Annotated in this window: 18 protein-coding genes; 5 read left to right on the top strand and 13 right to left on the bottom strand. The window is 46.4% G+C overall.

Features of this window, described 5'->3' with window-relative positions; translation table 11 throughout:
• Positions 1-82 precede the first annotated feature (82 nt).
• The 7 genes from DWY79_RS06555 to DWY79_RS06525 form a co-directional block, all read right to left on the bottom strand.
• Entirely contained in the window at positions 83-1,513 is a 1,431-nt protein-coding gene (locus DWY79_RS06555) for a glycoside hydrolase family 30 beta sandwich domain-containing protein (RefSeq protein ID WP_122369052.1), read from the bottom strand.
• 116 nt (positions 1,514-1,629) lie between these two features.
• Positions 1,630-2,985, bottom strand: a complete 1,356-nt coding sequence (gene hisS, locus DWY79_RS06550; protein WP_005868495.1) for a histidine--tRNA ligase — start codon at positions 2,983-2,985, stop codon at positions 1,630-1,632.
• A 175-nt stretch (positions 2,986-3,160) separates the two neighbouring features.
• Positions 3,161-3,847: a zinc metallopeptidase gene (locus tag DWY79_RS06545; protein ID WP_005868492.1), complete on the bottom strand. Its 687-nt coding sequence runs from the start codon at positions 3,845-3,847 to the stop codon at positions 3,161-3,163.
• Between the two features lie 120 nt (positions 3,848-3,967).
• Complete coding sequence (locus tag DWY79_RS06540; protein WP_122369051.1) at positions 3,968-5,239, bottom strand: adenylosuccinate synthase; 1,272 nt, start codon at positions 5,237-5,239, stop codon at positions 3,968-3,970.
• Between the two features lie 33 nt (positions 5,240-5,272).
• Positions 5,273-5,734, bottom strand: a complete 462-nt coding sequence (locus tag DWY79_RS06535) for a Fur family transcriptional regulator (protein WP_121961214.1) — start codon at positions 5,732-5,734, stop codon at positions 5,273-5,275.
• A gap of 55 nt (positions 5,735-5,789) precedes the next feature.
• A complete protein-coding gene (locus tag DWY79_RS06530) occupies positions 5,790-6,485 on the bottom strand; it encodes a DNA alkylation repair protein (protein ID WP_121961215.1) in 696 nt (231 codons plus the stop codon).
• A 3-nt stretch (positions 6,486-6,488) separates the two neighbouring features.
• Positions 6,489-8,549, bottom strand: a complete 2,061-nt coding sequence (locus tag DWY79_RS06525; protein ID WP_199705197.1) for a dihydrofolate reductase — start codon at positions 8,547-8,549, stop codon at positions 6,489-6,491.
• Positions 8,550-8,719: 170 nt separating this feature from the next.
• Here DWY79_RS06525 and mnmA point away from each other — a divergent pair, with 170 nt between their 5' ends.
• A complete protein-coding gene (gene mnmA, locus DWY79_RS06520; protein ID WP_005868490.1) occupies positions 8,720-9,796 on the top strand; it encodes a tRNA 2-thiouridine(34) synthase MnmA in 1,077 nt (358 codons plus the stop codon).
• An 80-nt stretch (positions 9,797-9,876) separates the two neighbouring features.
• Here mnmA and DWY79_RS06515 read toward each other — a convergent pair whose 3' ends face one another.
• From DWY79_RS06515 to DWY79_RS06505, 3 genes are all read right to left on the bottom strand, one after another.
• Complete coding sequence (locus tag DWY79_RS06515; protein ID WP_008772599.1) at positions 9,877-10,818, bottom strand: ribose-phosphate pyrophosphokinase; 942 nt, start codon at positions 10,816-10,818, stop codon at positions 9,877-9,879.
• A 275-nt stretch (positions 10,819-11,093) separates the two neighbouring features.
• Positions 11,094-12,797, bottom strand: coding sequence for an alpha-amylase family glycosyl hydrolase (locus tag DWY79_RS06510; protein ID WP_008777935.1), 1,704 nt, complete (start codon positions 12,795-12,797; stop codon positions 11,094-11,096).
• A 59-nt stretch (positions 12,798-12,856) separates the two neighbouring features.
• Positions 12,857-13,693 (bottom strand): patatin-like phospholipase family protein, encoded by an 837-nt coding sequence (locus DWY79_RS06505; RefSeq protein ID WP_057326598.1) that lies wholly within the window; start codon positions 13,691-13,693, stop codon positions 12,857-12,859.
• A gap of 166 nt (positions 13,694-13,859) precedes the next feature.
• Between DWY79_RS06505 and DWY79_RS06500 the strand changes: the two genes are divergently transcribed.
• Entirely contained in the window at positions 13,860-16,064 is a 2,205-nt protein-coding gene (locus tag DWY79_RS06500; protein WP_057327919.1) for a sodium-translocating pyrophosphatase, read from the top strand.
• Positions 16,065-16,209: 145 nt separating this feature from the next.
• Positions 16,210-18,402: a glutamine synthetase III gene (locus DWY79_RS06495; protein WP_048928163.1), complete on the top strand. Its 2,193-nt coding sequence runs from the start codon at positions 16,210-16,212 to the stop codon at positions 18,400-18,402.
• Positions 18,403-18,509: 107 nt separating this feature from the next.
• On the opposite strand, the gene DWY79_RS06490 is transcribed toward DWY79_RS06495, so the two are convergent.
• Positions 18,510-19,397: a TIM barrel protein gene (locus DWY79_RS06490; protein ID WP_008772604.1), complete on the bottom strand. Its 888-nt coding sequence runs from the start codon at positions 19,395-19,397 to the stop codon at positions 18,510-18,512.
• A gap of 74 nt (positions 19,398-19,471) precedes the next feature.
• On the opposite strand from DWY79_RS06490, the gene DWY79_RS06485 reads away from it, so the two are divergent.
• Together DWY79_RS06485 and DWY79_RS06480 are read left to right on the top strand one after the other, a co-directional pair.
• A complete protein-coding gene (locus DWY79_RS06485) occupies positions 19,472-20,800 on the top strand; it encodes an MATE family efflux transporter (RefSeq protein ID WP_057326597.1) in 1,329 nt (442 codons plus the stop codon).
• 69 nt (positions 20,801-20,869) lie between these two features.
• The gene (locus DWY79_RS06480; RefSeq protein WP_122369049.1) at positions 20,870-22,150 is read left to right on the top strand and encodes an O-acetylhomoserine aminocarboxypropyltransferase/cysteine synthase family protein; all 1,281 of its coding nucleotides are present in this window, start codon (positions 20,870-20,872) and stop codon (positions 22,148-22,150) included.
• Between the two features lie 125 nt (positions 22,151-22,275).
• Here DWY79_RS06480 and DWY79_RS06475 read toward each other — a convergent pair whose 3' ends face one another.
• On the bottom strand, positions 22,276-23,430 hold the full coding sequence (locus DWY79_RS06475) for a glycosyltransferase family protein (RefSeq protein ID WP_122369048.1): 1,155 nt from the start codon (positions 23,428-23,430) through the stop codon (positions 22,276-22,278).
• Positions 23,427-24,197 carry a UDP-2,3-diacylglucosamine diphosphatase gene (locus DWY79_RS06470; RefSeq protein WP_005868472.1) on the bottom strand — a complete coding sequence of 257 codons (771 nt, stop codon included), beginning with the start codon at positions 24,195-24,197 and terminating at the stop codon, positions 23,427-23,429. Before DWY79_RS06470 ends, DWY79_RS06475 begins: the two co-directional genes overlap by 4 nt.
• Positions 24,198-24,345: the final 148 nt, after the last annotated feature.

Below are 24,345 nucleotides of genomic sequence, written 5' to 3'. Positions count from 1 at the left end.
ACTGACAATATTTCGGACGAAATGGACAAATATCCGAAGAGATAACTGACAACTTGTCTTTTTGCATCTCTCAAAAGGATAATCAATCGACCAGCAGCGTATTCATGGAATATGCTTTTACGATCGGAGTATAGACTCGATCGCCGATGCGAATGGAAAGAGAATGATCATCACTGGTCTCATTGGCGATAATCAAGGCGATACTGTTATCCGGGTTACGGAATGCCAGCAGATTCGTATAGGCTCCTTCCGTTTCTAATTTATACGCACCGGGCTGGACATAATGGCTGACATGTTTCATCACGTAGTATTCCGGAGTATATCGATAGCTCTTGGTTTGCGGATCTACGACAACCAATGAGTTTTGCGCCCATCCCCAACGACTGATCCCTCCATTTTCCAAAGATATATTCCAATACATATAGGCAGAAACGCCATTATCCAGAAAATGTCGCATCAACCCCCAAGAATACATGGCACCCTTCCAATCGTTCTTGCCATCTCCACATTCTTGCTCGGTTTGGTAAAGCTTCAACCCGGGATAACGTTTGTGGATTCCGGCGATAGCTCCCTTACCCGCCCATTGGAAACCGACACCTTTTACATATTTACCACTAGCGGGATCTGTCAATACCGTATCAACAAGCGACTCATTCGCACGTTCCATCGTGCCGAACATAATTTCCACTCCTTGAACCTGCATGGCCGGCCCGAGATAATTACCGATAAAATTAGCCAAAGAAGCCGATGTCCAACAACAACTCGGGAATATTTGCGCAGAGTTGAACTCGTTCTGAGGCATTACGGCAAAGATTGGAATTCCTTGTTTCTTATAGGCCTCGATAAATTTAGAGAAATAGAGGGCATAGGCTTTCAGGTAAAGAGAGTCTTGGATAAACATATCCATCCCCTCATGGCCGACCTTATCGGCCGGCAAGCCATTTCGATACTTCTCGTCATAATTCTCACCCGTATAGGCAGAGGCATAGTGTTTGTTATATTTCATCCAAGCGGGAGGGCACCACGGGGAAGCCCACAAGCGTAAGTCCGGCTGATATTTCCGAGCGTTCTTGATAAAAGGGATCAAGGTTTGTTGGTCATTGGCGATGGTAAAATGTTCCATCGTGAAATCACCGTCTACCTCATCATACGAATACCAATCACGGGAGAAATCATTTGCTCCTACAGGCATCCGGCAAATCGTGAAGTTGGCTCCGACTCCGGGGAAGAAAAGCTCTTCCATGATTTCCTCGCGTACACTTGGCTCCAGCTTACTCAAGGAAAGCCAACCCAGTTCATTAAAACAGGCTCCGAAACCATCGATTTGTTGTTGATGCTTTTCTGTTAGAATTGTTATATCAATATTAGGTATCGTATCCGCAAGGGCGGAGATCAGATCGGGTTGCTCAGCCCAAGGGGTATTCTCGGTTGTCGTTACCCACTCGGCACGGGGGGTGAAAGAGCAGGAAGAAAGGTATAAAGATATTGAGAGTATAAAAACAGGTATTTTCATGGTCGTTTCATTAATTTATAAGTTTAGAACCATTTAAACACGGACTACACGGATGACACGGATAAATACTAATACCGTGTCATCCGTGTAGTCCGTGTTCCATAATCCACTATTCTCTAAAAGCGTTCTATCAGCTCCTCGATAGTCACAAGGGTTTGCTCACCCGTGAGCATATTCTTTAAGTTGATTTTATTCTCAGCCATCTCATTCTCTCCGACTATCGCGACGAACGGGATTTTCTTAGCGTCCGCATATCCCATTTGCTTTTTCATCTTAGCAGGCTCCGGATATAGCTCCGTACGAATACCGGCCTTGCGAACCTTAGCGATCAGCGGCAATAAATGAATCTCCTCTTTCTGTCCGAAGTTCACGAATAGAAGCTGTGTAGTCTTCAAAGACCCTTCCGGATATAAATCCAATTGGTTCAATACATCAAAGATACGATCAGCGCCAAAAGAGAAACCGACACCAGATACGCCTTCCATGCCAAACACCCCTGTCAGGTTGTCATAACGACCACCACCCGTGATACTACCGATCTGTACGTCCAAGGCTTTCACCTCGAAAATCGCACCTGTATAATAGTTTAAGCCACGAGCCAATGTCAGATCAAGCTCTAATTCCGCACGGATTGGCGTATGAGAGATGCGCTCCAAGATAAAATCCAATTCGGCTACACCTTTCAAACCAGTCTCAGACGCAGATAATACCTCTTTCAAGGTAGCGATCTTTTCTTGATTTGAACCCTGCAGCATAATGATCGGCTGCAAACGCTCGATCGCCTCCTCGGGTAAACCCTTGGAACGAAGCTCTTCATTCACGTTGTCCAAGCCAATCTTATCCAGCTTGTCGATAGCTACCGTAATGTCTACGATCTTATCCGCCTCGCCTATAATTTCGGCAATACCGGAAAGGATCTTACGATTGTTCATCTTGATACACACACGAATGCCAAAGCGATGGAACACCTCGTCCATAATCTGGATCAGCTCCACCTCATTGATCAAAGAATCAGAACCCACAACATCGCCATCACATTGGTAGAACTCCCGGTAACGTCCCTTTTGCGGACGATCTGCACGCCAAACCGGTTGGATCTGGTAGCGTTTGAACGGAAAACTGATCTCATTACGATGTTGTACCACATAACGAGCGAACGGAACGGTCAAATCATAACGCAAGCCTTTCTCACAAGCCTTAGCAGCAAATCTCAACGGGTTCTTTTCCATTAACTCCTCATCTGAGATGCCCGCGAAACAATCTCCGGAATTCAATATCTTGAAAAGGAGCTTATCCCCTTCCTCACCATATTTCCCCATCAATGTAGAAAGGTTTTCCATGGCAGGAGTCTCTATTTGCTGGAAGCCATACAAGTGAAATACTTCACGGATCGTGTTGAATATATAATTACGTTTCGCCATTTCCTCCGGCGAAAAGTCCCGGGTACCTTTGGGTATGGAAGGTTTTTGCATGATCTTATGTTTTAAATGATTATTCTGTCCGCAAAGGTAATGTTTTTGCTCGAAATAAATAAGAAAATAACAATGCCCACTGTAAGGAGCTTACAATCGCAGTTATAAGCATCTTACAATGGGCATTCTAACATCTTTATAATGGGCATTCAAAGAAAGCCTCCTCCGAGACTTATCAATCCCTGCTTCTTCCCCCCAAGAATATCATTATATAATATAATAATGTAGCAAGCGAACCTAACGCGGCGACCACGTACGTATAAGCGGCGGAACGTAAAGCGTCCTCTGCCTTATCATGCGTATAAGCATTTGTTATACCGGCATTGCTCAACCACGCTAAAGCACGTTGGCTGGCATTGATCTCGACCGGAAGCGTGATAAAGCTAAATAGCGTAGTCGTAGCGAACAAGATTATACCGAATAACAATAGCTGAGGAAACGTATGCAATAATAACATACCACCCAGCAACACCCATGTCATAATATTAGAGGCGAAACTAACAACCGGAACCAAAGCCGAACGCATCCGTAACGGAGCGTAAGCGGTAGCATGCTGCACAGCGTGACCGCACTCATGGGCGGCAACCGCAGCGGCGGCGATACTATTGCTATAATAAACCGACTCACTCAAGTTCACCGTCTGGTTAGCGGGATTGTAATGGTCCGTCAGATGTCCGGGTGTAGAAATCACCTTTACATCATAGATACCATTGTCATGCAACATCTTCTCAGCGACATCTTTTCCTGTCATGCCATTCGGCATAGGGATTTTCGAATACTTCTCAAACTTGCCCTGAAGGCGGGATGACACCAGCCAACTCAATAGCGCAAATCCAATAAATATAATCCAATACATACTCATAAATTTCTATCTTATTTAGTTTTATAAAACAACGACAAAAAGTTTGCCAAAGACAAAAATGGCAGGAGACACCCCTAGAGGAATGTGGTCTTCTGCCATTTTGTACGATTTATAACGAGTTTATTCTTCTGTATATCTGACAATCGTCTGCTCACGATCCGGTCCTACGGAAACGATCTTCACAGGCACACCCAGTTCTTCCTCCAAGAAAGAAAGGTAAGCGTTGAACTCCTCCGGGAACTCGTCCTCGCTCTGCATCTTCGTCATGTCCGTCTTCCAACCCGGTAACTCCACGTATACAGGTTCGATCGTATCATCGATCTCATACGGGAACTCATTAGTCTCGACACCATTCATCTTATAAGCCACGCAAGCCTTGATCGTATCGAAGGTATCCAACACATCACTCTTCATCATGATCAATTGGCTTACACCGTTGATCATCACGGCATATTTCAAGGCAACCAAATCAATCCAGCCACAACGGCGTTTACGTCCCGTAACCGCACCGAACTCATGGCCTAATTGACCGATCCTATCTCCCACCTCATCAAACAACTCGGTCGGGAACGGACCGCTACCTACACGTGTACAGTAAGCCTTGAAGATACCATATACCTCACCGATATTCCGGGGAGAAATACCCAGTCCCGTGCAACATCCGGCACAGATCGTGTTAGAGGAAGTCACGAATGGATAAGAACCGAAGTCTATATCCAGCATCGTACCTTGAGCGCCTTCCGCCAAGACCGACTTACCTTCCTTCAAATAGTTATTGATGACATGCTCGCTATCAATCAATTTGAATTGTTTGAGGTAGTTCAAGGCCTCCATCCATTGAGCCTCCATCTCGGTTATATCATATTCATAGTTCAATGAACGCAAGATCGCTTCATGTTTTGCTTTAGCGGCCGCATATTTCTCTTCGAAGTTATGCAATAAATCGCCCACACGAACACCGTTACGGCTAATCTTATCCGTATAAGTCGGGCCGATACCCTTTCCTGTCGTACCGATCTTTCCGGAACCTTTCGCGGCCTCATAAGCGGCATCCAAGATCCGGTGAGTAGGTAAAATTAGGTGAGCTTTCTTAGAGATATAAAGCTGCTTGGTGATATCGTGACCACTCGCTGCCAATGATTCCGCTTCCTGCTTGAACAATAACGGGTCCAGAACGACACCGTTACCGATTACGTTTATTTTTCCACCTTGGAAAATACCGGAAGGAATCGAACGTAACACATACTTTTCCCCGTTAAACTCCAATGTATGTCCGGCATTAGGGCCTCCTTGAAAACGAGTTACCACATCGTAATTCGGAGTCAGCACATCGACAACCTTGCCTTTGCCCTCGTCGCCCCATTGCAATCCTAACAAAACGTCTACTTTCATCTTTTCTATATTTATTATAGGCTATTAATATTCTTATTTAACTGACCTTTGCTGCTTAAACTTGCATTTACTGCACAGGCCATAAATGTACAAACAATAATACTCCGGCGTAAAACGAGAGACTTTCAAGTTTCTCATATCCGCTTTCAACGCACTGTTTCGCAGCTCCCGGATGGCCCCGCATCTCGTACAAACCAAATGCAAATGCGTATCGGCATAAATCCTCAACTCATATTGCACCGACTGGACGGTTATTTGATGACGCACCACCAAACCGGCATCAACCAGTACATCCAACGTATTATAGAGTGTTGCCTTACTGACATGGAAGTTGTCTTGCTCCAACCGATCCGAAAGCATACACACATCAAAATGACCGGGAAAAGCACATATCTCCTTGAATATAGCATATCTCTCCTCGGTTTTCCGCAGTTTCTTCTCCGTTAGATATTCGGTAAACAACGCACGTATTTCCGTATAAACTTTCGCTTCCATCTCCTAAAGACCGCACAAACGACAAAGTTAGCGCATTTATTTTAAACGCAAAGCCTTACCGATAATATTCAAACTCGAATTTTAATTCATTATAGATTTCTTGTAATTCCGGCGTGTTTCCCGCAGCCTCCTGAAATTCCTTGAAACCGTCTAGGATCCTTTCCGCATTCCCCTCGGATTGACGCCCATAAAACTTCATGGCTTGAATAGACGCTTGTTTCTCTTTCAGCGTAGACTTAAAACCCTTAGTCTCCGCTAAGCTGCTTAAGGTTTCTACCAAAAAAGATCCTAAAACCACAGAAGACAAGCTACCACCTCGCTTGAAATTCTCGGCCCAAGTAAGAAAGGCGACCGTGCGGGCGAACTCATTTTCCTTATCAGCAACCAGATCAAACGTGAAGTCCTCCATATAAGGCAGATGAACGAACAAGTTCCGGCAACAATGCTCCGCGATCTCTAAATAAGGAATCTCCTTGACCCAACGTTTCGCCTCATCCAAAGGCAACGTCTCGGCAGGTTGGAGAAATGTCGCCAAGATCTTAAACTCACGAATATCTTCTTTCCATAGAGCCGCCGCCAGTTCTCCATTCGGTTTATGCTTGCGGGCGATTTCTTTTATTTCGGGGTATGGAACCCCGAAATTTAACTTATATACGATACCTTTCTCACGCATACTCGTAGAAATCACCCCGTTCATCGCCAAACGAAGTTGCTTGCGGATCTCCCTTATCTCGTCTTGTAAACTTTCCATCTATTAATTATTATAAGTCGGCAAGAAAGAATAATCACGGCCATAACGAAGCATCTGATCTGTATAACCTTCCGTGTAGTCCAAGACAATATCAGTAACCTCACCGTTAGAGTTCTTTACCTCTTTCATCACAGGGTTGACAAAACCTTTATAGGGAGCCAAGTTTAACTTAGCATAGCGCTCCAAGACCTCCGCATGCAGTTCCGGATCTACTTTCACGCCGTATCCTTCAACAAGATTCTTTCCGGCCGCATAGTCACCCTCACTCTTGATACGTTGAATCTCAGCGAGCAATGTTCCAAACAACTCACGTAACCTCGGATAGTCATTCACAACCACATAGGTCTTTCCATCCCGTTTTTTCAGTTCGATCACATTCGCTTTCTTCCCTTTCTCGTAAGCCCACTTAGCGATCAACTGACGGTTACGCATATGTGCCTCCTCTACATTCTTGCCTAACTCGATACGAACCAACTGGGTCATCAAGCCATTCATTATATATTTATAGTATTCCGATTTATAAGCCTCGCCGTCCGGAAGCAATCCCAGTTCCACCAGCTTCGGATCTGCCAAATAATACAGGCCAAACAAATCCGCACGGGTTTCCTCCAGTGTAGAGCTATAGGCTTTCAGCGCATCCGGGTCCGTATTTTCCAGCAATTTACCGGAACCATGTCCCAGACACTCATGTAAATCCGTATGTAGATTATCCGTTAAGAAACCGTACTGCCTCATACCGTTCCGCTCCACGTCACTCCATACAAACTCTTCGCTAAAGCCATTTCCCTGAGATGCCTTATCATAAGCCTCCGTGATATTCTCTATCGTAACAGACTTCGAGCCATGATCTCGACGAATCCAATCCGCATTTGGCAAATTGATACCGATCGGGGTAGCCGGATAGCAATCACCTCCCAACATAGATACCGTGATTACCTTAGCGCTGACTCCTTTCACCTTCTCTTTCTTGAAACGCTTATCTACCGGAGAATGATCCTCAAACCATTGCGCATTATCACTGATGATTTTCGTACGCTTAGTCGCCTCCTTATTCGTAAAATTCACGGTAGACTCCCAGCTTGCTTTCATTCCTAACGGATCCCCATAAGTCTCGATAAAGCCATTCACGAAATCCACCTCCGAAGCTGTATCCTCTACCCAAAGGATCGAATAAGCATCGAACGTCTTCAAATCGCCCGTTTGATAATATTCGATCAATTTCCCAATGATCGCTTTCTGCGTATCATTCTCGGCGAAAGGCAAGGCTTGTCGCAATTGATCTACGATTTTTTCTATCGCGGCGGAATAAAGCCCTCCTACTTTCCAAACCTTTTCAACGACCGTACCGTTCTCTTTTACCAAACGGCTATTCAACCCGTAAGAAATCGGGGAAATGGTATCCTTTCCCATTTTCATTTGCGCATAGAAGTCCTCTACCTCTTTTTGACTGATGCCTCCCCCGTAATAATTATTAGAAGAAGCTTTGATCAGATCACCGTCACCGCTTTGTACGCTACGCTTTGGCATAACGCCCGGATCAAAGATTACCGGAGCGATCTCGATCATGAACTGATCCACGTTTTGATTCTCACGAAGAGGTAACTTCTTAGCGTCGATTTGGTGAATACAATCCATCAAGAACTCAGGAGAAAACCCCGGGGCAAACTTGTCCAACGCATAATGATGATGGATACCACTGGAGAACCACACCCGTTTCAAATAGGTTTCCAAAGCCTTGAATTGAGGGTCCTCCCGATCTCCCTTATAATTCGTATAAATAGCCTCCAGTGTCCTGCGGATCGCCAGATTATAGCGTCCATTCTGATCGAAGAATATATCACGTCCCATCAAGGCCGCTTCGGAAAGATGATATAATAGTTGCTTTTGTCGCAAGGACAGGGATTCGAAACCCGGAACTTTATAGCGAAGAATCTCCAGATCAGCGAACTGATCCACTACATAATTGAACTCCTTATCGGAATTTTGAGATGCCGTATCCGACTGTTGGCCTGTACAAGCCGTCATAACCATAGCTGTCATAAGCGATAACATTATTTTTTTCATATCTTACTACGATTTGCTTTTCCTATAATATATTACATCTAAAGTACATAGTTTGAAGGCCCGCATTCCAATAAGGGCCAACCGCAAAGATAGAGAATATACAGTCAATATCAAAGGTTTGAGATTTTTTCTCTACTTTTGTAAGTTCAAAAGCAAAGACAAAAAAGAGAATGGAAATAGCGGCATTAGTTTCAGGAGGAGTAGACAGCTCTGTCGTAGTGCATCAACTCAAAGAGGCAGGATACGATCCGACCATCTTCTATATCCGTATCGGTATGGAAGACAAGGATGGCTATATCGATTGCCCGGCGGAAGAGGATATCGAGATCACCTCATATATCGCCCGCAAGTATGGATGCCGGTTCGAGATCGTCTCCTTACACGACGAGTATTGGGATCGGGTGGTAAGCTATACGATCGAATCTGTCAAACGCGGTCTTACCCCTAACCCGGATATGATGTGTAATAAATATATCAAGTTCGGTTGTTTCGAGGAAAAATGGGGCAAGGATTTCGATAAGATCGCTACCGGTCATTATGCCACGACCACGGAGATAGACGGCAAAATATGGCTTTCTACCGCCAAGGACCCGGTAAAAGATCAGACTGATTTCTTAGGGCAAATCACCCGCCTACAGATACAGAAACTCATGTTTCCGATCGGGCATTTAATGAAAAGCGAGGTACGTGCCATCGCCGAGGCCCAGAAATTGCCGAGCGCCAAGCGTAAGGATAGCCAAGGCATTTGCTTCTTAGGCAAGATTAACTACAACGACTTTATAGAGCGTTATTTAGGGAAACGCCCGGGAAAAATCGTGGAACTAGAGACAGGTAAGGTCTTGGGTAAACACAATGGATATTGGTTCCATACGATCGGCCAGCGTAAGGGATTGGGATTAAGTGGCGGCCCTTGGTTCGTTATCCAAAAAGACATTAAGCGAAATATCATTTATGTCTCCAACGGCTACGACCCGGAAACGCAATATGGTAAGGTGATCAATATGCAAGGCTTCGATTTCATCACGGAAGATCCATGGGGAGAATTTGAGGGTGAGAAAGAAATCACTTTCAAGATCCGTCATACCCCGGAATTTACGCATGGCTACATCCGTCGTATCGGAGATCTATATCGTGTAGAATCCGACGAAAAGATTCAAGGTATCGCTCCTGGCCAATACAGTGTAATCTACGACAAAGACCATCACTTATGTCTGGGCAGCGGCATGATTATTGATGAGACCAAGTAACACATATTCAGATTTATTCTAAATAAAAAACGGTCGCCTCCAAAAGGAAGCGACCGTTTTTATTTTTCTATCTTATTCTATTAAATAGCATATAAAGAGCTGATAGACTCACCACTACATACACGACGGATCGCCTCTGCAAACATGTCAGCGACAGATAACACCTTTACTTTCTCGCATTTCTTAGCGTAAGGAATAGAATCCGTAAAGATCATTTCCGTTAAAGCGGACTGATCTACACGAGTAGAAGCCGGATCAGACATCACAGCGTGGCTGGCGATAGCACGAACAGACTTCGCACCATTCTCCAACATCAAGTTCGCGGCTTTCGTAATTGTTCCGGCCGTATCCACCATGTCATCAACCAAAAGGACATCCAAGCCCGTCACATCACCGATAATACGCATCTCGGCCACCTCATTGGCACGCAAACGAGATTTGTGGCAAATGACCATCGGCAAGCCTAAATACTTAGAATAGCTGCTGGCACGTTTCGTACCACCAACATCCGGAGTCGCGATACACAAGTTATCCAAAGGCAAAGACGTCTTGATATAATCCAAGAATACGGAAGAAGCATATAAGTGATCCACCGGCACATTAAAGAATCCTTGGATCTGATCCGCATGAAGGTCCATCGTAATCAAACGATTGATACCTGCCGTGCTCAACATATCAGCGATCAACTTAGCGCCAATAGAAACACGAGGCTTATCCTTTCTATCCTGACGAGCCCAACCGAAGTAAGGGACTACAGCAATGATTGAATGTGCGGAAGCACGTTTAGCCGCGTCAATCATCAGAAGCAACTCCATCAGATTGTCTGAATTAGGGAATGTAGATTGTACTAAGAATACATCTCTACCGCGGATAGACTCTTCATAAGAAACAGAGAACTCACCATCGGCAAAGTGCTGGATATTCATCTGTCCCAGAGGACAACCTAAACTGTTGCAAATTTTCTCTGCAAGATACCGGGAGTTCGTTCCCGAAAACACCAAGAAAGGAGTTTGTGCACTCATTATTCCGAATATTTATCTTAAAGTGAATAGATTTGAATTGTGCCGCAAAAGTACAAAACTTATTTACAATAACCTCTTTATATTTGGAAAACTTTCGCAGTTTGTAGAACTTAAATCAAAGAAAAAAGTCATCTAGCTTCATCGGGCAAGTATGTTAAGTTACTTTGCCATTTCACTTAAGTTACTTGCCCGATGAAGCTAGATGTCCCGTATCAACCACCTAACTCCACCAACGAATTATCTATACAGCACACCTAAACTTTTCAAGAAAGCTCTTATTTATGGAGAAAAGAGAACTTTAGCATCTTACCGGAATAAGCAGGGAGTTTCACTTGATAAGGATAAGCGTCTGTTAGCGTACTGATAGTCGTTTCCCCGGTTAACAAGTCGGTCAATTCAGCCGGTTTGTTATCCTCAAAATCAAGAGCCTTGAATGCCTCGACCGGGATATTTACCCATACACATTGGTCGGCACGGTCGAAATTCACGACAACCAGAAGTACCTCGTTCTTCCATTTGCGCAAGAACGCATACTGACGGTTCGGATTGAAATAAGGATTACCGGAGTTCGCGTACATCAAATCATAAAACGCTCCCTCGACAATAACCGGCTCGGATCGTACCACATTCAATAACTTAGCGTACATCTCACGCAACGAGCGTTCTGCCGGCGTTAATTTAGCCCCATCAAAGAGTCCATTATTATTCCAGTTTCGCAAACTCTCGACGCTCCAATAATCGAAGATGGTCGTACGGCCATCACGTCCACTGAAACCTTCCGCGTCCATTCCTCTTTCGCCAAGTTCCTGACCACTATAGATCATAACCGGATTCGTATTCATGGCAGCGGAGACAATCATGCCCGGAATACCCGGACGAGCATCCCCCGCAAAGAAATCAGAAGCGACACGCTGTTCATCGTGATTCTCCAAGAAATTCAACATATTTTTCTGGATTCCCTCCAACGATTGCCAACAATGCGATATATTACTAGCCGGAGCCTGTCCGCACATCACCGCACGAACCGTATCATAAAGACCAACCTTGTCATACAAATAATCAAAGTGTCCCGTATAAATATAATTCCTATACTCATCCGGATTATACACCTCCGCTATAAAGATCACATCACGCACCTTCTTCACCTGAGGAATCACCCAGTTCCAAAACTCTACCGGGACCATCTCAGCCATATCACAACGAAAACCATCCACCCCCTTATCAGCCCAGAACAACAAGATCTCCAACATTTTCTCCCACGTATTGGGAATGGTATTGAAATGGCAAGCACCACCGTGCATATAATCCACGCCGTAGTTCAGCTTCACCGTCTCATACCAATCGTTCTGGCTTGGATAGGCATCGAAATGATTGTTACCGGTCACCTTCGCCGGAAACTCACTATAGGCAAAATCCTCCTCACGCTGCGGATCAAAACGAAGCGTCAAGGTCTGCCCCGGAAGATAATAAAAGTTATTATTCACATCAAAAGCCTTGGACACATTATCCGTTTGACCTAAGTCCTCCACGAAAGGTTCCCGTGCGTCCGAGAAATATTGACGTGCCACATGGTTGGGTACAAAATCGATAATAACCTTCATCCCAGCCTCATGCGTACGTTTCACCAAATCCTCGAACTCACTCATACGGTTCTGGATATTATCCGCCAAATCCGGATCTATATCATAGTAATCTTTTATAGCATATGGAGATCCGGCCTTACCTTTTACTACGGCAGAATGGTCTTTCCGGATGCCAAACATGGTGTAATCGGTTTTTGTAGCGTGCTCTATCACCCCTGTATACCATACATGAGTAACACCTAGTTCTTTGATTTTGGATAAAGCCAAAGGAGTAAAAGCCGAAAACTTACCCACTCCATTCTCGGCTAAACTACCATTCATTACAGGAGATGGTCGCAGATTCCCAAACCAACGCGGGAATACCTGATAAATTACCATCTTGTTTTTTTGTTCCATTGCGTTCATCTATATATAAAGTTTTTGTGGGAAAGCGCTTTGTCCAGACAGACGATTTGTCACGGCATCAGGCCTTTCTTTCTTGCCGCGATCGCTTTCACCAAGGTTTCATATTTATTCTCATCCAACACTTTCTCAAAGCAACGGGCAGCGGCGGAATAGCCAATATTACAAATCACGTCTACATTCTCAAGATCGAATGTCTTATATAAGCCAAACTCCTCCGCCTCTATTAAGACATCACACATCTCTCGATCCTCCAGCGTATTTGCCCGGAACATATAATGATAAGAGCGCTCGGCGATATGGAATATGGTCTGCTTATATTTTTGCGGGATCAACGGGCTTACGTTCACCCCGATAATACGCTCACATTCCTCACGGATGATGGAGACCGGAAAGTTGTGAAATAATCCTCCATCCACATAATGAACGCCATTGATGACTACAGGACTGAAAATAATCGGGATACTACAAGAAGCTGTCACCGCCTCAACAATAGGACCACTCCTAAATTCATGGCTTTCGCCATTATCCAAATCAGTCGCGACAATCACCATCGGAATCTGCAAGTCCTCGATGTTCTTGGTCCGCAAGTGTCGCCTCAAGAAATAACGAAAGCGCTTACTATCGAACAAACCCGCCTTCGGAATCTGCAACTGGGCGAATTCCGAGAACTCACGTCCGGTAAAAAGCTCTTGGATCTCCGCCGCCGAATAGCCATCGGCAAACAAGGTGCCCATTAAAGCTCCCGCACTGGTACCGACTATAATATCCGGTCTTAGCGCACATTCTTCCATCATTCGAAATACGCCGATATGCGCAAAACCTTTCGCTCCGCCTCCGCTAAGCGCCAAGCCCAACCTATAGGGTTTATGGTTTGTCTCTTCTGCCATTTATTTCTTGTCTCTTAATCTGGTAACAAATATGCTGTTTTTTTTAATTAGAAACATTATTATTAGGGAAAAAGTTTCCATCCTCTTTTATTTTTGCTACATTTACACGGAAAGCAAAGGTGTTGTCACATTGTTTTCTTAAGTATAACATTAAATCTACCATGTTATGATTACGAGTATTTTCTGGATTATTCCGTTAGCGTCTGTCCTAGCGCTAGCATTTGCCTGGTTCTTCTTCAGGCAAATGATGAAAGAGAGTGAAGGAACTGAGTTGATGAAAAAGATCGCCTCCTTTGTGCGTGAAGGGGCGATGTCGTATCTGAAACAGCAATACAAAGTAGTCGCCTCGGTTTTCGTTGTCCTAGTAATCTTATTCTCTATTATGGCCTATGGCTTCCATGTGCAAAACGAATGGGTCCCGATCGCCTTCCTGACAGGAGGTTTCTTTTCCGGATTAGCGGGTTTCTTAGGCATGAAGACAGCGACTTATGCCTCGGCCCGTACGGCGAACGCAGCCCGCACTTCCTTGAACAAAGGCTTACAAGTCGCTTTTCGAAGCGGGGCGGTCATGGGCTTAGTCGTTGTAGGACTTGGATTGCTGGATATCTCATTCTGGTATATCCTGTTAAATGCTTTCATCCCAGACGAGGCTTTGGACCCGACCCATAAACTCACCATTATCACGACAACCATGCTTACATTCGGAATGGGTGCCTCCACGCAAGCCTTGTTCGCACGTGTGGGAGGAGGAATCTATACGAAAGCCGCCGATGTCGGAGCGGATTTAGTAGGTAAAGTTGAGGCTGGGATCCCGGAGGATGATCCTCGTAACCCGGCGACAATCGCCGATAACGTAGGCGACAATGTAGGTGACGTCGCCGGTATGGGAGCCGACCTATATGAATCTTATTGCGGTTCCATCCTAGCGACCGCCGCATTGGGAGCCGCCGCGTTCGTTTCTTCCGGAAGCGTAGAATTACAATATAAGGCGGTTGTCGCCCCAATGCTTATCGCTGCTGTCGGTATCATTTTATCTATTATTGGTATTTTCGCCGTCCGTACGAATGAGAACGCGACGATCAAGCAACTATTGAAAGCCTTAGCCATAGGAACGAACTTGAGTTCCGTATTGATCGCTATCTCCACGTTCGGGATTCTTTATGTATTAGGCATGGAGAATTGGTTCTGGATCGGTTGTTCCGTGATCGTAGGTCTGCTAGTCGGAATCGTGATCGGGCAGGCGACGGAATATTATACCTCCCAATCCTATAAACCGACCCGGCTCGTCTCCGAAGCGGGACTGACTGGACCGGCAACGGTTATTATCTCCGGTCTCGGACTGGGGATGCTCTCTACGGCCATCCCGGTACTTGCCGTCGTGGTCGGTATTATTTGTTCCTTCTTGTTCGCCTCCGGATTCGACTTCACGAACGTGGGCATGGGATTATACGGAATCGGTATAGCTGCCGTAGGTATGCTATCGACCTTAGGTATTACGTTGGCTACAGACGCTTACGGTCCCATAGCGGATAATGCCGGAGGCAACGCCGAGATGTGTAACCTAGGGAAAGAAGTCCGCAAGCGTACAGACGCATTGGATTCATTAGGAAATACGACTGCCGCTACAGGTAAAGGTTTCGCTATCGGTTCCGCCGCGTTAACCGGCTTGGCTCTGTTGGCCTCTTATGTAGAAGAGATCAAGATCGGTTTGCTCCGTTTAGGAGAGACCGTCCTGAACTTTACCGATGGCAGGAGTATCGAAATATCTAAAGCCTCATTCTCGGACTTTATGGTATATTATGATGTTACCTTAATGAATCCGAAGGTGCTGGCCGGAATGTTCCTAGGTTCCATGATGGCATTCATGTTCTGTGGCCTTACGATGAACGCTGTAGGACGTGCGGCCGGGCACATGGTGGAGGAAGTTCGCCGTCAGTTCAAGGAAATCAAGGGTATTCTGACTGGAGAGGCACAACCGGATTATGCCCGTTGCGTTGAGATCTCGACGAAAGGAGCGCAACACGAAATGGTACTTCCCTCCGTTTTAGCTATTATCGCCCCCATCTTAACCGGACTCATATTTGGTGTGACGGGTGTTGTCGGATTATTGATCGGTGGATTAAGCACGGGCTTCGTATTAGCCGTATTCATGGCGAACGCCGGAGGAGCATGGGATAACGCGAAGAAATTCATCGAGGAAGGAAACCACGGCGGCAAGGGTAGCGAGGCGCATAAGGCAACCGTTGTCGGCGATACGGTTGGCGATCCGTTCAAAGACACTTCCGGCCCGAGTTTGAATATCCTTATCAAGCTGATGAGCATGGTAGCGATCGTGATGGCGGGATTGACGGTGGCTTGGAGTTTGTTTTAATAGTTGACCGTTAGTAGTTGGCAATTGACAGTTAGAGAAGTAAATTGACAAATTAATAGAGAAAACTAAATAATTGTCAATTGCCAACTGTCAATTGTCAACTGTTTTGTATTTTTGCGTCGTAAAAACATAAAACAATTCAACAATGTCAATCTCACGCTTTAATGCTGTGGAGAAGGCATCCAACCGAAAGGCCGTGGAAGCCGTTACTCCCGAACACAAAGTATCTGAGTACTATGGCGAGAATGTCTTCAACCGGAAGGCGATGCAAAAATATCTCTCCAAGGAAACGTACAAAGCCTTGACCCACGCCATTGACAATGGCACACCTATCGACCGGGAAATCGCCAATCATGTGGCAGCCGGCATGCGTATGTGGGCACTGGAAAAAGGAGTCACTCATTACACCCACTGGTTTCAACCGCTTACCGATGGCACCGCCGAGAAGCACGACGCTTTTGTAGAACACGATGGCAACGGCGGCATGATCGAGGAGTTCAGCGGCAAGTTGCTCGTCCAGCAAGAACCGGACGCTTCCAGTTTCCCGAACGGTGGACTTCGCAATACCTTCGAGGCCCGCGGCTACTCCGCTTGGGACCCTTCCTCTCCCGCTTTTATCGTAGATGACACACTTTGTATCCCAACCGTATTTATCGCTTATACCGGTGAAGCGCTGGATTATAAGACCCCGCTGATCCGCTCTATCGAAGTATTGGGAGAAGCCGCCAAAGACGTATATCAGTATTTCGATGAGGATGTCAATAAGATAATTACTTACCTTGGTTGGGAACAGGAATATTTCCTTGTTGACGAGGACTTGTATTCCGCCCGTCCGGACCTCTCACTGACCGAGCGTACCTTGCTCGGACATGAGAGCGCGAAGAACCAACAATTAGACGACCATTATTTTGGCGCTATCCCCTCTCGTGTACAAGAATTCATGAAAGACTTGGAAACCGAATGCTATAAACTAGGTATCCCGGTAAAGACCCGCCATAACGAGGTAGCCCCCAACCAGTTCGAGCTAGCTCCTATTTACGAGGAATGCAACCTTGCCAACGACCATAACCAATTATTGATGTCGGTCATGAAACGTGTCTCCCGCCGTCATAATTTCCGTGTATTATTGCACGAGAAGCCATTTAACGGGGTAAACGGTTCCGGTAAACACTGTAACTGGTCTATGGGAACAGACAAGGGTGTAAACTTATTCTCTCCGGGTAAAGACCGTGAGGACAACCTGCGCTTCATCACCTTCGTGGTGAACACCATCATGGCCGTTTATAAATACAACGCTTTATTAAAAGCGAGTATCGCTTCCGCCACGAACGCACACCGCCTAGGCGCGAACGAGGCACCTCCCGCTATCATCTCCACTTTCCTCGGAACGCAAATCAGTGATATCTTGGATAAGTTCGAGAATAGCTCTATCGAGGACGCTATCGAGGTAGACGATAAAAAGGGCTTGCATCTTGGCTTCGGGCAGATCCCCGAACTGCTGTTGGACAATACGGATCGTAACCGTACCTCTCCTTTCGCCTTCACCGGAAACCGTTTTGAGTTCCGTGCCCCGGGCTCTTCCGTGAACTGCGGATCGGCCATGTTAGCGTTGAACTCCGCCGTTGCCTATCAATTGCAACAATTCAAGAAGGACGTAGAGGCTTTGCAAGCGGAAGGAAAAAGCAAGGAAGTAGCGATCTTCAAGGTGCTGAAAGCCTATATCAAGGAATCTAAGCCGATCCGCTTCGATGGAAACGGTTATTCGGACGAATGGAAAGAGGAAGCTGCCAAGCGAGGTCTGGATTGCCAAAACAGTGTTCCCTTGCAATATGACGCTTATCTTAAACCGGAGTCGATCGAGATGTTCACGTCTACCGGCGTACTTACCCAGAAAGAATTGGAAGCGCGTAATGAGGTAAAATGGGAAGTCTATATCAAAAAGGTACAGATCGAGGCTCGGGTATTAGGGGATTTATCCTTGAACCATATCATCCCGGTAGCCGTTCGCTACCAGAGCGTATTGCTGGATAATATAGCGAAGTTGAAAGAGACATTCGGCGATGACCCGGAATTCCGCGATATGTCGGAAGAACCCCGTCGCTTGGTTCGTAAGATAGCCGGACATATCTGTGCCGTGACCAAGAAAGTGGATGAGATGGTAGAGGCCCGCAAGAAAGCGAACCGCTTGACCGATATGCGGGAAAAGGCGATCGCTTACCACGACTCGGTAGCCCCTTATTTGGATGAGATCCGTGACCATATCGATGATCTGGAACTGATGGTGGACAACCAGATGTGGCCGTTGCCGAAGTATAGGGAACTCCTGTTTATCCGATAAAAAACACCAGTACTGGCGTTGCCTTGCGCCAGTATCGGCATAGCCTCACACTGATATAGGCGCAGCCTTATACCGATACTGGCATAAGGCTACGCCTATACTCCCGTTTACCACTTCACATAAGAAGCATTCATCAAGAAGTCATAATCATGTTTCATCGCTTGCAGCGGTGTCATATTATAACGCTCTTGCTCTATGAAGTAATCCTCTAATCCGGCTTTCTCCGCCACAGCGAATAAGGATTTGAAGTCTACGATTCCGGCGCCCATCTCCGTGCTGCCCTTTCCATCCGCATTCGCGTCTTTCAAGTGCCAGTTGGCGAAACGACCGGGATAACGGTTCACGTAATCATGACATTTAAAACCGCCATACACTAATTGAGCCGTATCGATCTGGAAAGTAACCAGCCCTTTGTCCGTATTCTCGATCATCACGTCGAACGGGATCTTCCCTTCCAGCTCATGGAATTCATCCACATGGTTATGGAAAGCGAAACGCAACCCGTTCGCCTTCGCGATCTCACCACATTTATTAAATTGATCCGCTAAACGCTTCACGTCCGAAAGGCTCTTGATATCTTTGGAGGGATAACCCGCCTGAACAATCCATTTACAGCCTACCTCTGCCGTATCGGCGGCATTCTTTTTCCAGAAGTCCCATCCCTTGGTATCACCCTCCGCCAGCAAACCGCTTCCGGTATGGGAACCTACCATACGGGCACCCAGATCCGCCAGATATTTCTTCATCTCGGCCGGGGATTTCCCGTAGAATTTGCCATCCCGGTAACCGGCGGCTTCCATCCGTTTATAACCGATATCCACCAAAGCCTTCATCGTACCGTCAAAATCCGTCTTCAAGTCGTCCCGGACACTATACAACTGTACACCTATCGCTTTCTCTTTCTTAGCCAAGATAGAGGCAAAGCCATTCGGTACTACACTCAGTGCAGCCACAGCGGCACCCGCTTTCAAAAAATTCCGTCTCGTTATCATCATACTATTCTTTAAGATTAACGTCGCTAAAGGTAGCAAAATTATTTCTACTTTCGCGCACATTTAAACAAACGATCATGCAAGGAACAAAAAATCTGACCGAAGGGGTCATCTCCCGGCAACTATTCAATCTGGCGATGCCGATCATGGGTACCTCATTTATCCAAATGGCCTATAGCATCACCGACATGGCTTGGGTAGGCCGGTTGGGAAGCGAGGCCGTAGCCGCTATCGGCGCCGTTGGTATCCTTACTTGGATGACGAACTCGATCTCTTACTTGAATAAAGTAGGCTCGGAGGTGAGTGTCGGGCAAAGTATCGGGGCGCAAAACGTGGAAGATGCCCGAGGATTCGCTTCCCATAACCTAACGATCGCCTTGATCCTCTCGCTTTGTTGGGGATTCTTGCTATTCGTTCTCGCTCATCCGATTATCGGCTTCTACAAACTGGAGGAACCGATCGCGTTGAACGCCGTGGAATATTTGAGAATCGTCGCTTCCGCATTCCCATTTATCTTCCTCTCGGCGGCGTTTACCGGGATTCATAATGCGGCGGGATTGAGTAAGATTCCATTTTATATCAGCGGAACAGGTCTTTTACTGAATATGGTGCTAGATCCTTTATTTATACTCGGCTTCCATTTGGGCACGGCGGGCGCGGCTTGGGCTACGTGGATCTCCCAAGCGGTGGTTTGCGGACTATTCGTCTATCAGCTAAAATGCCGCAATAAATTGTTCGGGGGATTCCCTTTCTTTGTCCGTTTAAAAGAACGCTACACCAAGCGGATCTTCCAATTGGGCCTGCCAGTAGCGTTATTAAATACATTCTTCGCGATCATCAATCTTTTTATGGCTCGTACAGCTTCCACCTACGGAGGGCATATCGGTTTGATGACGCTTACGGCAGGCGGACAAATGGAGGCGATCGCATGGAACACCTCACAAGGCTTCAGTACGGCCCTCTCCGCTTTCACCGCCCAGAACTACGCCGCACGCAAGAAAGAACGTATCTTGACCGCTTATCATACGACGCTTAAAATGACTTCTATCATCGGTGTACTCTGCACGTTGTTATTCGTCTTTTACGGTAGCGAGGTCTTCTCGCTGATCGTGCCGGAGCAAGCCGCTTATGAGGCCGGTGGTATATTTCTCCGGATCGACGGATATTCGATGATCTTCATGATGCTGGAGATTACCACGCAAGGCATGTTCTACGGTACCGGCCGAACGGTTCCGCCGGCGATCATCAGCATCTCGTGTAACACCTTACGCATACCTTTGGCCATCGGGCTAGCGGCAGCGGGACTGGGTATTACGGGTGTTTGGTGGGCGATCAGCCTTTCCAGCATGCTAAAAGGTATCGTCGCTTTCATTTGGTTCAGTATCTTACAGAAGAAGATCTTGTAAGCGGAACAATTCTTACCGATTTTCCGTACATTCGCGATTAAAATGACAATTAATTAAAAAACAACCGATATGGATAACAAATTCAAACCGGAAACCCTGTGCGTACAGGCCGGTTGGCAACCCAAGAAAGGAGAACCCCGTGTCCTCCCGATCTATCAAAGCACGACATTCAAGTATGAGACGAGCGAGCAGATGGCTAAATTGTTCGATTTGGAGGAAAGCGGCTATTTCTATACCCGCCTTCAAAACCCGACAAACGAGGCTGTAGCCGCCAAGATCGCGGCGTTGGAAGGTGGCGTGGCCGCCATGCTGACCTCATCCGGGCAGGCCGCTAGCTTTTTCGCTTTCTTCAATATTTGCGAGGCTGGCAATCATATCGTAAGCGCTACCAGCATTTATGGAGGTACTTATAATCTACTGGCCGTTACCTTGAAGAAGCTGGGCATCGATTGTACGTTTATCGATCAAGACGCGAGCGAGGAAGAGATCTCCAAGGCTTTCCGCCCGAACACGAAAGCGATGTTCGGCGAGATGATCTCCAATCCGGGCGTTATGGTATTGGATGTGGAGAAGTTTGCCCGCATCGCCCATAATCATGGCGTACCCTTGATCGTCGATAATACGTTCGCCACGCCGATCAATTGCCGTCCGTTCGAATGGGGAGCGGATATCGTTACGCACTCCACGACTAAATATATGGATGGCCATGCCACGAGCGTGGGCGGTTGTATCGTGGACAGCGGCAATTTCGATTGGGAAGCGCATGCCGAGAAGTTCCCGGGACTTTGCCAACCGGACCCTTCTTACCACGGATTGACCTATACCAAGGCATTCGGGAAATTAGCGTTCATCACGAAAGCGACTAGCCAACTGATGCGTGACCTCGGAGCGATCCAATCCCCGCAAAACGCATTCCTATTGAATCTAGGATTGGAGACCTTGCATCTTCGTGTACCGCAGCATTGCAAAAACGCCTTGGCGGTAGCGCAGTGGCTACAGAAATGTGATAAGGTAGCTTGGGTTCATTATCCGGAATTGGAAGGCAATCCGTACCATGAACTCGCCAAGAAGTATCTACCGAATGGCTCTTGCGGTGTATTATCCTTCGGATTGAAAGGTGGACGTGAGGTGGCGATCAAGTTTATGGATAGCTTGAAACTCGCCGCTATCGTAACTCACGTAGCGGATGCCCGTACTTGCGTGCTTCACCCGGCCAGTCATACGCACCGCCAGTTGAGCGATGAGCAATTGATAGAGGCTGGCGTAGCTCCGGACTTAATCCGCTTCTCTGTAGGTATTGAGAGCGCCGATGATATCATCGCCGATATTGAGCAAGCGCTCAATAAATAAGACATCTGTGCCATGCTGATGAAACGCTTGTGCCATCAGCGTGGCACGCTTGTGCCATCAGTGTGGCACGCCTGTGCCATCAGCATGGCACACCTGCATCTACAGCACGGTACTGCTATAAGTTCCTAGATAGGCAGGAATCTCCCCAGACGCGCCACCCAATTTGTCGTAATCCTCCCTAGGCTCGTTACCGGATGTTCCTCACGCAACAAATCCTCACGGAACTCACGAAGAATAAGCCAATCCGCCTGTTTCACCCAATGCCGGAAGACCGGATTCTCCACATGACTTTCCGAAATGGATAATAACACGTCCAGATCAAAACAATCAGCGACAACGCCTGCGCCAGACAAAGAGGCATCGTAAGCATTGCAAGCTTGCTCAATATGTGTAGGAACCATCAATACAGGTTTATTCAGATACATCGCCTCACATACGGATTCGAACCCGGCGGTCGTAGCATAAGCCTTCGCCCCCAACATATAACGTAGAAACAACGTATCATCCAGCTGATGGAAAGAAAGGCAATCGTCTATTTTCACCTCGGCTCGCTGATCTTTCTTATCCCAAAAGAAATGCATCGGAACCGAAGGATGACGGGAATGCCAAGAACGGATCTCCTCACTAAACCCGCTATTCAACAAATAACCATGCAAATAACTGCCGTTCGAGGGAACCGCATCCAAGACTTCTTGCCTTAATAAAGGAGGAACCACGACTATTCCTCCCAACGGCGCCTCACGCATCTTCCGGAAAGACAAGGCTAATTTTTTGACGGAGCCTATCGCCGTTAATCTCGTAAAAAATCGTAGCGACGCCAACGACAATGTGCTCTGCTTCGGGAAAACGAAGTCCGGATGCAAGAATAGATATTGATGGGCGATACATACCATCGTTGCTTTCGGACGGAGAATCAAGTAAGTCAGCCCCGTCAATAGCTCGTAGAAATTCACGACAACATCCGCATCCGTCTGCCGAATCATCCGGTCGATATAACGGATACTTCCCATGTATTTATGCAGACGCAATACATTATATAATACGCTACGCATCAAACTCACTTGTTTATTCTTAGCCGTCGGTAAAAAATTCGGACTCTCAAACGGATATACCGGCGATTGTATCTTATTCAAGAAGAAATCCGGCAAACGGCGGGCCGGGCTTTTTCCTACCAACACACCAACGATCTCATGTCCTTCGGCCATCAATTTCTGGCGTAAGGATAACGCTTGGGTCAAGTGCCCACGTCCCTCACCTTGTATGATAAACAGAATTTTCATACGGCATCCGCATATAGTTGTACATTATTATATGTAACAATATCCCACTCTCCTTGTTCATCCTCCACGAGAGCGGTCATGCTTTCCACCCAATCGCCGGAATTTAGATAATGCACATTACCATACCATACGCTCGCCGCTTGATGAATATGGCCGCAAATAATCCCATCCAAATGCTTGGCCTCCGCTAAGCGTACCAGCTCTTTCTCAAACTCCGAGATATAAGAGACCGCACTTTTCACCCGGTGTTTCACCTCTTGGGATAAAGAGAAATAAGGTTTTCCTTGCCGCTCTCTACGATGATTGTAAACCTTATTCAACCACAATAAAAAAGTATATCCCACATCCCCGAGCATGGCAAGCCAACGCATATGGGTCGTAACCGTATCGAAAATATCGCCATGTGTCACGAAATAGCGTTTTCCTTGTCTCGTCTTCAGTAAATAATCCTTTACGATCGATATATTGGAGAACTTAAAAGGAGCCAAGCTATCGAGAAAATCATCATGGTTCCCCACTACATAGATAATCTCCGTACCCCTTTTCTCCATCATCTTCATCAATACCTTAAAGAAATCGGTATGCTTTTGTTTCCAGCGTTTACCGGATTTCTTCAATTGCCAGCCATCGATGATATCACCATTCAAAATCAATCGATCGCAATCTACGTGCTTGAGAAAACGGGTGACCTCCTCCGTCCGGGAATGTTCCGATCCCAAATGGATGTCAGAGAGGACAATAGTCGGATAGTACTTTCTTAATATCATCTTTTCCTTGTTTAAGATGATACAAAAGAACACTTTCGGTATTACAAGTTCACGACAACCTAATGAAAAAGACATAACAAAAAGGCCAGCTCTTCACAAAGCCGGCCTTTTCTCGTTTAACTTTAAATATTAAAAAATTATGATGACA

The organism is Parabacteroides sp. AF27-14 (assembly GCF_003635425.1).
Lineage (GTDB): Bacteria > Bacteroidota > Bacteroidia > Bacteroidales > Tannerellaceae > Parabacteroides > Parabacteroides distasonis.
This window is presented reverse-complemented; position numbering and strand designations above follow the sequence as displayed.

What these genes read in the sequence shown, in the direction of transcription:
- DWY79_RS06555 (WP_122369052.1), bottom strand. Translation starts at nt 1,513, where the DNA reads ATGAAAATACCTGTTTTTATACTCTCAATATCTTTATACCTTTCTTCC.
- hisS (WP_005868495.1), bottom strand. Translation starts at nt 2,985, where the DNA reads ATGCAAAAACCTTCCATACCCAAAGGTACCCGGGACTTTTCGCCGGAG.
- DWY79_RS06545 (WP_005868492.1), bottom strand. Translation starts at nt 3,847, where the DNA reads ATGAGTATGTATTGGATTATATTTATTGGATTTGCGCTATTGAGTTGG.
- DWY79_RS06540 (WP_122369051.1), bottom strand. Translation starts at nt 5,239, where the DNA reads ATGAAAGTAGACGTTTTGTTAGGATTGCAATGGGGCGACGAGGGCAAA.
- DWY79_RS06535 (WP_121961214.1), bottom strand. Translation starts at nt 5,734, where the DNA reads ATGGAAGCGAAAGTTTATACGGAAATACGTGCGTTGTTTACCGAATAT.
- DWY79_RS06530 (WP_121961215.1), bottom strand. Translation starts at nt 6,485, where the DNA reads ATGGAAAGTTTACAAGACGAGATAAGGGAGATCCGCAAGCAACTTCGT.
- DWY79_RS06525 (WP_199705197.1), bottom strand. Translation starts at nt 8,549, where the DNA reads ATGAAAAAAATAATGTTATCGCTTATGACAGCTATGGTTATGACGGCT.
- mnmA (WP_005868490.1), top strand. Translation starts at nt 8,720, where the DNA reads ATGGAAATAGCGGCATTAGTTTCAGGAGGAGTAGACAGCTCTGTCGTA.
- DWY79_RS06515 (WP_008772599.1), bottom strand. Translation starts at nt 10,818, where the DNA reads ATGAGTGCACAAACTCCTTTCTTGGTGTTTTCGGGAACGAACTCCCGG.
- DWY79_RS06510 (WP_008777935.1), bottom strand. Translation starts at nt 12,797, where the DNA reads ATGGAACAAAAAAACAAGATGGTAATTTATCAGGTATTCCCGCGTTGG.
- DWY79_RS06505 (WP_057326598.1), bottom strand. Translation starts at nt 13,693, where the DNA reads ATGGCAGAAGAGACAAACCATAAACCCTATAGGTTGGGCTTGGCGCTT.
- DWY79_RS06500 (WP_057327919.1), top strand. Translation starts at nt 13,860, where the DNA reads ATGATTACGAGTATTTTCTGGATTATTCCGTTAGCGTCTGTCCTAGCG.
- DWY79_RS06495 (WP_048928163.1), top strand. Translation starts at nt 16,210, where the DNA reads ATGTCAATCTCACGCTTTAATGCTGTGGAGAAGGCATCCAACCGAAAG.
- DWY79_RS06490 (WP_008772604.1), bottom strand. Translation starts at nt 19,397, where the DNA reads ATGATGATAACGAGACGGAATTTTTTGAAAGCGGGTGCCGCTGTGGCT.
- DWY79_RS06485 (WP_057326597.1), top strand. Translation starts at nt 19,472, where the DNA reads ATGCAAGGAACAAAAAATCTGACCGAAGGGGTCATCTCCCGGCAACTA.
- DWY79_RS06480 (WP_122369049.1), top strand. Translation starts at nt 20,870, where the DNA reads ATGGATAACAAATTCAAACCGGAAACCCTGTGCGTACAGGCCGGTTGG.
- DWY79_RS06475 (WP_122369048.1), bottom strand. Translation starts at nt 23,430, where the DNA reads ATGAAAATTCTGTTTATCATACAAGGTGAGGGACGTGGGCACTTGACC.
- DWY79_RS06470 (WP_005868472.1), bottom strand. Translation starts at nt 24,197, where the DNA reads ATGATATTAAGAAAGTACTATCCGACTATTGTCCTCTCTGACATCCAT.